At 70.6% G+C, this 11,981-nt stretch carries 7 protein-coding genes; 6 read left to right on the top strand and 1 reads right to left on the bottom strand.

Going from position 1 to position 11,981, the window contains the following annotated elements; all coding sequences use genetic code 11:
* From IE239_RS19380 to IE239_RS19355, 6 genes are all read left to right on the top strand, one after another.
* The coding region (locus IE239_RS19380; protein WP_229878191.1) for an SDR family NAD(P)-dependent oxidoreductase at positions 1–2,312 on the top strand (2,312 nt) is incomplete at its 5' end.
* A gap of 4 nt (positions 2,313–2,316) precedes the next feature.
* The gene (locus IE239_RS19375; RefSeq protein WP_190150617.1) at positions 2,317–3,099 is read left to right on the top strand and encodes an arylamine N-acetyltransferase family protein; all 783 of its coding nucleotides are present in this window, start codon (positions 2,317–2,319) and stop codon (positions 3,097–3,099) included.
* A 17-nt stretch (positions 3,100–3,116) separates the two neighbouring features.
* On the top strand, positions 3,117–4,757 hold the full coding sequence (gene mhpA / locus IE239_RS19370; RefSeq protein WP_190150616.1) for a bifunctional 3-(3-hydroxy-phenyl)propionate/3-hydroxycinnamic acid hydroxylase MhpA: 1,641 nt from the start codon (positions 3,117–3,119) through the stop codon (positions 4,755–4,757).
* Positions 4,758–4,835: 78 nt separating this feature from the next.
* A complete protein-coding gene (locus tag IE239_RS19365) occupies positions 4,836–5,786 on the top strand; it encodes a class I SAM-dependent methyltransferase (protein ID WP_190150615.1) in 951 nt (316 codons plus the stop codon).
* Between the two features lie 100 nt (positions 5,787–5,886).
* Positions 5,887–6,717, top strand: a complete 831-nt coding sequence (locus tag IE239_RS19360; RefSeq protein WP_190150614.1) for a shikimate dehydrogenase family protein — start codon at positions 5,887–5,889, stop codon at positions 6,715–6,717.
* 277 nt (positions 6,718–6,994) lie between these two features.
* The gene (locus IE239_RS19355) at positions 6,995–7,588 is read left to right on the top strand and encodes a malonic semialdehyde reductase (protein ID WP_190150613.1); all 594 of its coding nucleotides are present in this window, start codon (positions 6,995–6,997) and stop codon (positions 7,586–7,588) included.
* A 255-nt stretch (positions 7,589–7,843) separates the two neighbouring features.
* Here the strand turns inward: IE239_RS19355 and IE239_RS19350 are convergent, their stop codons facing one another.
* Positions 7,844–11,497: a LamG-like jellyroll fold domain-containing protein gene (locus IE239_RS19350; protein WP_190150612.1), complete on the bottom strand. Its 3,654-nt coding sequence runs from the start codon at positions 11,495–11,497 to the stop codon at positions 7,844–7,846.
* Between the last annotated feature and the right edge of the window lie 484 nt (positions 11,498–11,981).

Here is an 11,981-nt window from a genome sequence, read left to right as displayed (position 1 = left end):
CACTGATGAACTGCCTGGGCCGGCTGCATGCCCGGGGTGTGGAGGTGGACTGGGAGAGGGTGTTCGCCGGGACGGGCGCCCGCCGGGTCGACCTGCCCACCTACGCCTTCCGACACCAGCGCTACTGGATCGAGGGCGACGGGCCGGCTGTTCCCGAGACGGTGGCCGATCCGGTCGACGCGGCTTTCTGGGACATCGTGGACAGTGGCGACGCGGACTCGCTGGCCCGCTCCCTGCGGCTTGACGCGTCCGTCCTGGACGGCGTCCTGCCCGCCCTGTCCTCGTGGCGCCGACGTCACCGGGACCAGACCGTGCTGGACGGCTGGCGGTACCGGATCGACTGGCGGCCCATCACCGACGGCTTGGCGCCGGAGACGGTCGTCGCCGACGGCACTTGGCTGATGCTGGTGCCCGCGGGGCAGGCCGACCCGATGGCGGAGGCCACGGGCCGCGCGCTGACCGCCCACGGCGGTCGCGTCGTACGGGTGGACGTGGACGGTGAGGACCGGAAGGCCCTGGCGGAACTGATCCGGGCGGAACTCGTCCGGGCCGGTCTCGACACGGCTGGGAGCACACCCGTCGCAGTGGTGTCCCTGCTGCCCCTGGACGAGAGGCCGGACGCCGATCACCCCACACTGTCGCGGGGCACGGCCGCCACCGTCACCCTCGTCCAGTCGCTCAAGGATCTGGACGTCACCGCCCCTCTGTGGTGCCTGACCTCCGGGGCCGTCGCGGTCCGGGAGGACGGGGAGGTGGACAGCGCGACGCAGCCCATGGTCTGGGGACTCGGCACCGTACTGGCTCTCGACCACCCCAGGTCCTGGGGCGGACTCGTCGACGTGGCCGCCGGGCCGGACGAGACGGCGCTGGGCCGGCTGGTCGCCGTGCTCCGCGGAGGGCACGGCGAGGACCAGGTGGCGATCCGGGACACGGGTGCGTACGCGCGCCGTATGATCCGTGCCGCGTCCGTCGAGTCCGTCGAGTTCGCCGCGTCGGCCGCTGCTGGTGACACGGTGTCCGGGGAGCCCTGGACGGCACGCGGCACGGTCCTGGTCACCGGCGGTACCGGTGGCATCGGCGCGCAGGTGGCGAGGTGGGCCGCGGGCCGGGGCGCCGAGCACCTGCTGCTGCTCAGCCGCCGCGGCCGTGCCGCCGAGGGCGCGGACGCTCTGGAGGCGGAGCTGACCGCGCTCGGTGCCCGCGTCACCGTCGTGGCCTGCGACGTCACCGACCGGGCCGCGCTCGCCGAGGTCATCGCGGCGGTCCCGTCCGACGTGCCCGTCCGCGCCGTCTTCCACACGGCGGGCGCCGCACAGGCGCCCACGCAACTACCGGACAGCAGCGTCGCGGAGTTCGCCGAGGTGGGCCGCGCGAAGATCGCCGGCGCTGTCCACCTGGACGCCCTGCTCGTCGACCGTCCGCTGGACGCCTTCGTGGTGTTCTCCTCCGGCGCCGCCGTCTGGGGCGGGGCGGGGCAGAGCGGTTACGCCGCCGCCAACGCCTTCGTCGAGGGCCTGGCGCACCGCAGGCGCGCCCAGGGCCGGGCGGCGACCGCCGTGGCCTGGGGCGCCTGGGCCGGCGGCGGCATGGTCGACGAGACGGTGGCTCAGGAGTTCGCGGCGGTAGGGGTCGAACTGATGCGGCCCGACCTGGCGGTCGAGGCCCTGGGCCAGGCTCTGGCGCGCGGCGAGGGACACCTCGTGGTCGCCGGTATCGACTGGCCGCGGTTCGTGCCGGCCTACACGGTCGCCAGGGAGCGCCCGCTGCTGAGGGAACTGCCCGAGGTCGCCGCTCTCACCGCCACCGGCACTGGTTCCGGCACCGGAACGGGAACCGGAACCGACAAGGGCGCCGGCTCCGGGGACGACGGGGAGGCGCTGCGGGCGCGACTGCTGCCGCTGTCCCCGCCGGAGCGGCTGACGGCGCTGACCGACCTGGTGCTGGTGGAGGCCGGACAGGTGCTCGGTCACTCCGGCGGCTCGACGGCGGTCGAGGACGGGGTCGCCTTCCTCGACATCGGCTTCGACTCGCTGACCGGACTCGAACTGCGCAACCGGCTCCAGCGTGTGTCGGGCCTCGCCCTGCCGCAGGGCCTGATCTTCGACTTCCCCACCGCGGGCATGATCGCCGAGCTGATGCTGGAGGCCCTCGAACCCGGGTTCGCCGTCACACCGGAGGCGGTCGCCGAGGAGATCGGCAAGTTGGAGTCGGCACTGGCTCCGGCACTGCACGACGACGCGTCGCGTACGCGGGCCGTCTCGCGGCTGCGTGAGCTGCTGGCCAAGTGGGACCACACCGAGAAGGGGAAGTGACCGGATGTTCGAGGTCGAGACCTATCTGCGCCGTCTGGGTTTCACGGAGGCGCCCGCGCCGACTGCCGAGACGCTCCGCCTGTTGCACAAGAGGCACCTGATGTCGCTGGCCTACGACAGCAGCCACTTCATCAAGAGCTTCACGGGTTTCCGCAACGTCGTCGACATCGACGTCGACGACACGTTCCGGGCGATCGTCGTCGAGGGCGCGGGCGGTGTGTGCCACGACCTGAGCGGCCTGTTCCGCAGGCTCCTCACCGAACTCGGTTACGACGTCTCGATCCTGGCCGCGTCCCAGCGCTGGCCGAACGGGCAGTTCGGACCGGACTTCGAGCACACCTTCGGCTGTGTGCGGCTGGACGGGGAGACCTGGCTGGTCGACGTGGGCTTCGCCGGACCGTCGTACCTGGAGCCGCTGCGGATGACCGACGAGGTGCAGCACCAGTTCGGCTGCTCCTACCGGCTCACGGCGGACGGCGCTCACCATGTGCTGGAACGCAGGGCCGCCACCGGCGACTGGCGGTCGGTTTACCGGTTCGAGCTGACCGCCCGCGCCGTCTCCGACTGGGACAGCCCACGGGACTCCGCCGCCGAACAGATCGTGCGGGACTCCCTGTTCGCCGGAACCGCCCTGCGCGGCCGCGCCACCGACAACGGGCAGCTCGTCCTCACCGGCAGGCGGCTGCTGACGGTGGAGAACGGCCACGAGACGGTCCGCACGTTGATCGACAAGGCCGAGTTCGAGCGCGTGGTGAAGGACATCCTCGCCGGCACGGGCAACGGCTGAGACGGGACCGGACGGAGATGACAGTGGAGACACGGAGGGCCGGCGCCGGATCCGGGACAGGCGCCGTCACCGACACGGACGTGGCCGTCGTCGGCTACGGCCCGGTGGGGCAGGTCCTGGCGATCCTGCTGGCCCGGCGCGGCTGGCGGGTCACGGTCGTGGAGCGCTGGGCGCAGCCCTACCCCATGCCGCGTGCCGTCGGCTTCGACGACGAGGCCGCCCGGATCCTCGCGGCGGCCGGCGTCGGGCCCTTCCTCGACAAGTTCGGGGAGAACTCACGGGACTACGCCTGGCGCAACGCTGAGGGCGACACCCTGCTGCACATGGAGAGCGCCGCGAACGGCCACTGCGGCTGGCCACAGGCGACGGCCATGTACCAGCCGGGACTCGAGGCGACGCTCATCGAGCGGGGCGCCGAATTCCCGGACCTGCGGGTCGTCCGCGGGCAGGAGGTCGTCGAACTCGACGACCGCGGCGACCTGGTCGAGGTGATCTCCGAGGACGCCGACGAGCGGGAGCACACCTTCACCGCGCGGTACGTCGTCGGGTGCGACGGGGCCAACAGCTTCGTCCGCGAGTCCATGGAGAGTTCCCTCACCGACCTCGGCTTCTTCTACGACTGGCTGATCTGTGACGTCGTACTGGACGAGCCGCGCGACTTCCGCCCCAACAACCTGCAGATCTGCGACCCGCGGCGGCCGCGGACCGCCGTGTCGGCCGGACCGGGGCACCGCCGCTTCGAGTTCATGCGGCTGCCCGGTGAGAACATCGAGGAGCTGAAGCGCGACGACACCCTGTGGCGCATGCTGGCGATGTTCTCCGTCCGCCCGGACAACGCGACCCTTGAACGGCACGCCGTGTACACGTTCCAGGCCCGCTGGGCGGGGGAGTGGCGCAAGGGCCGGCTGCTGATCGCGGGGGACGCCGCACACCTCATGCCGCCCTTCGCGGGGCAGGGCATGTGCTCGGGCTTCCGGGACGTGGCCAACCTGTCGTGGAAACTCGACCTGGCCCTGCGCGGACTCGCCGACGAGTCCGTGCTCGACACCTACACCGCCGAACGCCGGGCGCACGTGCGGAACGCCATCACCACGTCGGTCAGACTCGGCAAGGTCATCTGTGTGACCGATCCCGCGGCGGCCGCCGACCGGGACGCGATCATGCTGGCCGCCCGCGACCGCGAGGGCTCCGCGCCACTGCCCATGTCGACCGTGATCCCCCTCGACGAAGGCCTGTTCCGGCAGTCCGACGACGGCACACCGGTCAGGCCCGCCGGCACCCTGTTCCCGCAGGCCCGGGTGGCGGACGCCGAAGGGGAGGGGCTGCTCGACGAGATCGTCGGCCTGGGCTTCGTACTGCTGGCCGCCGACGATCCGGCAGAGCTGCTCGACGAGCGGCGGCGGGCCTTCCTCGACGGCCTCGGCACGCGCTGCGCGCACGTTCTGCCCGCGGGCACGGAACCGGGAGCGCCCGGTCCCGGCGCCGTGGTCGACGTCGAGGACCGCTATCTGCCGTACCTGGCGGAGAACGGCGCGACGGCCGTGCTGGTGCGTCCCGACTTCACCGTCTTCGGCGCGGCGGACGGGCCCGGCGAGCTGGGCGCACTGGTGGACGAACTCGCCCACAGGCTGGGGGCGCCGCTCCCGGCCGCCGACTGAGAAGCCCCGGCTCCGAAGAAGCTCCCGCTCCGATGAAGCTCCCGCTCTGCGGGAAGCACCATGAGAAAGGACACGCACATGGGTGCGCGCGAAGATATGTACGGCCTGTTCACGAGCGTCAACGAGATCAACCTGACGAATGATCAGGGCGGTCAGAGCGCCAAGGAGGGCACGCACAAGAAGAACATCTCCACCAGTTACGACCTGCAGGCCCGGATGTCGAAGAAGGGCATCCTGTGGAACTGGGGCTACCACGACGACCAGGTGGCCAAGGAGATCAGCGCCCGTATTCCGGGCTTCCTCGACTACGACACGGACGGCTTCTCCGAGGAGCTGTACTTCGCCGCGCTCAGGGAGGTGCCGCTCGGCCTGGACGACTACGCGGACAAGGTCGTTCTCGAGGTGGGCTGCGGACTGGGCGAGGGGCTGAACTTCCTCTCCCGCGTGGTCGAAGCGAAGAGCATGATCGGCCTCGACCTCTCCGACCAGGCCGTCAAACGGGCCAACGCCTCGCTGTCCCGCAAGGGCCTGCGCTACGTCCAGGGCGACGCGGAGAACCTGCCGTTCGAGGACGGCGAGGTCGACGTCCTGGTCAACATCGAGAGCGCGCACAACTACCCGAGCCTGGAGAAGTTCCTGAGGGAGGTGGCGCGCGTGCTCAAGCCGGGCGGCTACCTCACCCACGTCGACCTCTACACCACGCAGCGCCACACCTTCCTGAAGGAGCTCCAGGAGCAGGACCTCGGCCTGGAGTGGGTGCTCGACCGTGACATCTCGCCCCAGGTCCAGGCCGCGATCCACGGACGCCTGGCCCCCGACGGCTCCTTCCACAAGGCGCTGCGCGAGCAGCGGGTCGGCGCCATCCAGCGGCACATGGCCAAGCGGGTCGGCCCGGAGGCCGTGGGCGGTTCGTTCGCCGGCTACACCGACAGCGGCTCCACCCGGCTGCTGAAGAGGATGGGCGTGCTGCCGTCGCAGTTCATGCCGCCGGTGGACAGCTACCGGCACTACGTGGCCAAGAAGATCTGATCTTCGTCGGCCGAGCTCCCGCATCCGGCGTCGGGGCGCTGCCGACGACCGCCGACCACTGCCGTTCGCGCAGCGCCGTCCAGCATGAGGAAGAGGCACGATGACCGATGTTCCGCACCCGGGGCCCATCAGCGGAACCACCCGCCTGTACGCCGTCCTGGGCGACCCGGTCACCCAGGTCCAGTCGCCCGGGCTGCTCAACCCGGTCTTCGCCCGGCTGGGCATCGACGCGGTGCTGGTGCCCGTGCACGTGCGGGGCGACGACCTCGTGAACGTGGTCCGTGGCCTGCAGTGCGTCGGCAACCTGGACGGCCTGTTCGTCACCGTGCCGCACAAGACGGCGGCCGCCCGCCTGGCCGACCGACGCAGCCGCACGGTGGAGATCACCGGCAGCGCGAACGCCCTGCGGCGCGAGCCCGACGGTGCCTGGCTCGCCGCGAACTTCGACGGTTCGGGGTTCGTGGCGGGCCTGGTCGGGTCCGGTCACCCGCCCCGGGGGAGGAAGGTCGCGCTGGCCGGCGCGGGCGGGGCGGGCAGCGCCATCGCGGCGGCCCTGCTCGCCGCGGGTGTGGAGCGTCTGTGCATCTCCGATCCCGACGGGCCTCGCCTGACAGCGCTCGTCGACCGGCTTGCCGAACACTGGCCGGGCCGCGTCCGTGCCGCTCCCGAACCGGTGCTGCACGACAGTGACATCGCCGTGAACGCGACGCCGCTCGGGCTGCGCCCCGACGACCCGTTGCCGTTCGCGCCCCAGGCCCTGCCGCCCGGCAGCGTGGTGGCGGACATCATCATGAAACCGAGAGAGACCCCCCTTCTGCGGGAGGCGGCCGCGCGGGGCCACCAGGTGCACCACGGAATGCACATGCTCACCGGTCAGGTGGATTCCTACCGCACGTTCTTCGGACTCGGCGTGCCCCGGTCCGCCGACTGACGCACCTGAGCCGAATGTCCCGACCTGGCCGACTCCGGCAGGCAGGGGAACAACCAACCCCGTGAAACGCTCCCCGGTCTTCCCTGCCTGCCACGTATGGGGAAGGTGTTTCGCGGTCCGCCGTCGCGTTATGGCTCAAAAAGGCCGGACGGTGTCGCCGTTTCCGCTTCGCGGTGGGCGGGTGCGGCTTGTCTCGGGTATTCTGCCGACCGTTCAGAAATGGTCGTCAATTCACCCGTGAAGTCGACCTTTCCCCTCGTTCGCAAGGAATGCATCCATGTCTCTCAGTCTCGACCCCGCGGCACAGGACCTGCTCTTCCGACAGGCTCGTACCGCCAACACGTTCACCGACGAGCCGGTGACCGACGAGCAGGTTCAGGCCATCTATGACCTGGTCAAGTACGCTCCCACGTCGCTGAACCAGCAGCCGCTCCGGATCGTCCTGGTGCGTTCGGGGGAGGCTCGCCGGCGTCTGGTCCAGCACCTGGCCGAGGGGAACGACAAGAAGGCCGAGAAGGCGCCGCTGGTCGCGATTCTCGCCGCGGACAACGAGTTCCACGAGGAGCTTCCGGAACAGCTCCCGCATTTTCCGCAGGCCAAGGACCTGATGTTCTCCGACCGTAGTGTGCGGGAACAGTCCGCACAATTCAACGCCGCTCTGCAGGTGGGCTATTTCATTCTCGGGATCCGGGCCGCGGGCCTTGCTGCCGGCCCGATGACCGGATTCGATGCCGACGGCATCAACAAGGAGTTCTTCGCCGACGGCGAGCACTCGGTTCTCGCCGTGGTCAACATGGGCAAGCCGGGTGAGAACGCATGGTTCGACCGTTCCCCCCGTCTTGCCTATGACCAGGTGGTCACGACGGTCTGACCGTCCCAGGAGCCTGTTCGGTCCCGCTGTCGGCCCGGCAGGGCCTGCGACGCCGGTCCCGCCGGTCCTGCCTGGCCGGCCGGTCCTGCCGGTCCTGCCTGGCCGGCCGCGGACAGCGAGGCACCCGGATCCGTCGGCCTGGACGGACCCGGGCGCCTGCCCGCGACGGCGGGACCGGACGCGCCCCGGCGGGCGGGGGCGGAGCCCCGCTACCCGGGCGTCGTGCGCGCTGCCCCGCTGCCGGCGCGGATCACCTCATCGCACCTCCTTCGCGTACGGCACGACCGTGATCCGGTCGATCAGCGGCGCGTAGCGGGAGCGGAGCAGCACACCCGGGAAGGTGTCCGAGGCGTAGGTCGTGCCGTCGAAGTTCGGCAGTTCTTCCGACCGGAAGACGATCGTGTTGCGTCCCTTCTGCAACTGGACCGGGACGGTCAGCTCCCAGAAGTCGTTCTGGTGGAAGGTGTGCGGGAACCCGACCCGCTGGATCGCGCCGCCGTTGACGGAGATGTCCGCGTGCCGGGCGAGCGGGTCCGGGTTGTAGTGGGTGGCCTCGGACTGCTCGGGGTTGGAGTAGCGGATGCGCAGCGCGTACAGGCCGGGCTTGCCCGCGGCGACCGTGAACGTCGCCGTGTTGCCGTTGCCCGGTTCACCGCCGATGCCGGTGATCGCCGTACCGCCGGTGGCCAGGGACAGCGGCGCCAGCGTCGCCGTGCCGGCGAGCGCGGCGTCCGGCGCCTCGTACGTTCGCACCGGCAGGGCGCCCTCCGTGGGCGTGACCGTCAGACGATCGACGAGCGTCGGGGCCGAACCGCCGCTCACCGTGACCTTGTTGACGCCACCGGAGAGGGAGACCGCCACGGCACGCCGGTCCTTGGACAGCCGCAGCACGTCATGCCCGTTCACCGAGACCCGGCCGTCCGCGCTGCCGAGGGTGTCGACCCTGAGCGTGGCCTCGCGGTCGGCGGGGGAGTAGACCCAGAACGTCGCCGTCCCACCCTTCGCGATCCGGGCCGCGCCCGACCCCGTGGCCGCCCGCCCCGGCAGGTCGTAGACGGGCTTCGCCCCGCCGCCCAGCCAGGCCAGCTCACCCTCGTACACCTGGGTGCCGGCACCGGTGTTCGGCAGGGACAGGGTCAGCCGGTCCACGATGGCGTCGCCCTGCGTGGCCCGCTTGCCGTCGAGGCTCTTCGCGGCGAGCGTCAGCGTGTGCCTGCCCTTGCTGAGACGGACCTGGGTGTCGGTGTGGTCCCACACCACCCACTTGTAGCCGAGCGGCATGAACAGCTCCTGCTCGCTGTCCGCCGCGCCGTCCACGCGCAGGAACACGTTGGTCGGGCCCTGCGCCTTCACCTTGTCGAAGGTGTTGAGGGAGTTGGCGAAGACGCTCAGGTCGTAGACGCCGTCCTCGGGCACGTCCACGGGGAAGTCGAGCGTGACGTCCGAGCCGGTGCGCAGACCGCCCACGTCGTAGCCGCCGGAGGTGTAGAACTTCGACACGTCGCTCGTCGAACCCTCTGGTCCGTTCTTCGAGTAGCCGGATCCGGTGTGGGCGGCGTCCTCCGCCTCGTACGAAGCCTGCCAGCGCACCGGCGAGGTCTGCACGCCCTTCGCCTCGCCGGCCGGGCTGAGGACGATCTCGTACGCCGACGACTCCTTCAGCGCCGGCAGGCCGCCGTCGCCGAAGTCGACGGAGACCGTGCCGTCGGCGCCGACCTTCAGGTTCGTCTCCGCGAGCAGCTTCGGGCCGGAGGAGTCACCGATCTGGCCACTCCACCCGATCTCGCGGACCCAGGCGTGCACGGTCTTGCCGAAGACCTTCTTCGGGACCTTCGCGAAGGTGATGTGGCCCTTGCCGGTCGAGCCGCCGAAGAGCAGCCGGGACTGCTTCTTCTTCTCGTCGAGCGTGGCCACGCCCTGCATCGTGTAGTTCTGGCCGGGGAACGGCGGGTTCACCGTCACCGTGTGCCCGCTCATCGAGGCGTACGAGTGGAGCAGCCACCACTGGCCGTTGCCGCGGTTGGACTGCACCGCGGAGTCGGAGAGGTTGCCGTCGATGTTCCAGTACGCGATGTCGGCGTCCACCTTGGACTCCTCGATCGAGGAGACCCACTGGATCATCTGGCCGGGGACGGAGGTGTGGTAGTTGAACGCGTACTCGTTGATGTTGACGGGCAGCCGGGTCCCCTCGCGGCTTGTGCCCTTGAACAGGTCCTGTTCCCAGCCCCGGTACTTGGCGACGCTCTGGCGCACCGCCTCGGGGTGGCTCAGCTCGTGCCAGGTGATGACGTCCGGGAGGGTGCGGGCGGCGAGGGCGTGGGTGAGGAAGCCCTTCACCTGGTCGTAGAGGACGCTGGTGTTGGGACCGGCGATGCGGGCGTCGGGCATCTTGCCCTTGATGAGCCGGTAGGCGGAGTCCCAGGCGGCGAAGAAGCTCCTGGGGTCGTCGAGCCAGCTGACCTTGTCGTAACTCCAGGCGCCCGTGCCGAACATGTTGCCCTCGGGCTCGTTGAACGGCACGAAGACGATGTTGTCCTGGTACGCCTTCGGCAGCTGGAGCACCTGGTCGACCTGCTTGGCGAGCTTCTCCTCGTACAGCTTGAGCTTCTCGGCGGGGGTGTCACCGGGCCACTCGTACGGGAAGCCGCGGTGGATGTCGGTCATGTAGATGTACACGTCACCGTCGGTGGAGTCGGCCAGCGGCTTCACCACCTCGAGTGCGTCGGCGCCGGGGTGCTGGGGGCCGTCCTGCGCCTTGGTGGAGACCGTGCGCAGCCCCATGCCCTCGATGAGGTTGTTGGTGGGGACATCCGGTCCGTACACGCCGTAGAGGGTGCCGGAGGCGCCGCCGTGGAACGCGCCGGTGTCCGAGCCGAGATCGACGGTGAGAGCTCCCTCACGGACCACGGTCACCGTCGCCTTCACCTCACGCCCGGCCGCCCTGCCGGCCACCGTGAAACTCCCCGGCTGCGCGTACTTCTCGGAGGGTACCGAGTCCCAGAGGATCCGCGTGTCGCGGTCGTAGCCGTCGGAGTAGGAGGACCGGACTGCGCCGGGCAACGAGGGGGCGGTGCCGGTGGTGGTGCGGACTTCGAAGGACGACTGCGACAGCGCCTGGAAGGCGGGGACGTCGCCGACCGTACCCGCCACCTGCTCGGCGCTGAGCGCCGAGTGCCACACCGTGAAGTCGTCGATCGCGCCCTTGAGCAGCGGGTCCGAGAAGAAGGACTTGCCGATGTAACCCGCGGCGGTCGCCGAACTGTCCAGCAGGTCACTGGCCTTGACGCTCGTTGCGGCGGAGGAGACCGCCACCCCGTCGAGGTAGGTCGTCACCCGCCGGGCGGAGGTGTCCAGGGTGACCGTGACCGTGCGCCAGCTGCCGGCGGGCAGCGCCGCGTAACCGGAGACCTGCGCCTCCGCGCCCCCTCCGCCGGTGGTCACAGCGGTGCGCAGCACACCGCCGTTGTGGGACGGGGTGGTGAAGAGGTACCTGCCGGTATCGGTGCCCAGATCGAAGATCCGCTGCCAGGCCGACCTGTCATCGCTCCATTTCAGGCGGGCCGAGACCGTCAAGTCGCTCGCGTCGCCTACCACTTCGCGGGGCAGGCGGACGTACGCGCCGCCCGAGGTGGGCGAACCGCCGGGCAGGGACAGCGCCCTGCCACCGCTCGCACCCTCGACGGATTGCGCGGTGGCGGCGTTGACCAGGGTCGCCGTCAGGCCGTTGCCCGAGCTGTCGCTGATCTTCCCGGACGCGAGGTCGTCCTCGTCGAAGGTGTAGCGGGCGGTGGGCCGGGGCGTGTCGGCCGCCTGCGCGGGGACGGCCGGTGAGGCCAGCAGGCCCGCGCCGAGGGCCAGGGCCACGGCGGCCGTGGCCCGGCGCTGGGCTGAGCTGTCAGCGGATGACATGGAGTGCGTCCTCAATCCTTGAGTAACGGGTCCCGGTCGGTCCGCCTCGCGCCCCCGGCTGCTGGTCCGCATGCCGTGGCCGGTGAGGAGGATCCGGGCTGACGCGTTGTCGAATCGGTTCGATCACATGCACCCGAAGGGCAAGAGGCTCAACCAGGTGACAGTGGCAGTTCCCCGGGTTCTTCGGGTTGATACGGAGGGGATCCGGGTCGCCGGAAGGATCACTTCATCGAACCGGTTCGCAGGAAGCTAGCACCGGGGGAAATCTCGCAGCAATACCTCTGACGCAAGCGAGTCGCTGAAGTCCATGGATCGTCCGGATCGCCGTGCGGGCCCGGGACGCCGCCGCGTCCCACACGGGGCCCCTCCCGACGACCCTCGGTGACATCGAGGCCGGACGTCGGGAACAGGCTCGCCCGACGCGAGGAAGCCTGCGCGGGGTGACCGCGCCGGCTCGCGGGCGGTGGTTCAGGGCCTCGACGAG

This window comes from Streptomyces humidus (genome assembly GCF_014649655.1).
Lineage (GTDB): Bacteria > Actinomycetota > Actinomycetes > Streptomycetales > Streptomycetaceae > Streptomyces > Streptomyces humidus.
This window is presented reverse-complemented; position numbering and strand designations above follow the sequence as displayed.

Bases quoted from the DNA above. Each gene is read 5' to 3' on its own strand.
- IE239_RS19375 (WP_190150617.1), top strand. From the start codon at position 2,317: ATGTTCGAGGTCGAGACCTATCTGCGCCGTCTGGGTTTCACGGAGGCG.
- mhpA (WP_190150616.1), top strand. From the start codon at position 3,117: ATGACAGTGGAGACACGGAGGGCCGGCGCCGGATCCGGGACAGGCGCC.
- IE239_RS19365 (WP_190150615.1), top strand. From the start codon at position 4,836: ATGGGTGCGCGCGAAGATATGTACGGCCTGTTCACGAGCGTCAACGAG.
- IE239_RS19360 (WP_190150614.1), top strand. From the start codon at position 5,887: ATGACCGATGTTCCGCACCCGGGGCCCATCAGCGGAACCACCCGCCTG.
- IE239_RS19355 (WP_190150613.1), top strand. From the start codon at position 6,995: ATGTCTCTCAGTCTCGACCCCGCGGCACAGGACCTGCTCTTCCGACAG.
- IE239_RS19350 (WP_190150612.1), bottom strand. From the start codon at position 11,497: ATGTCATCCGCTGACAGCTCAGCCCAGCGCCGGGCCACGGCCGCCGTG.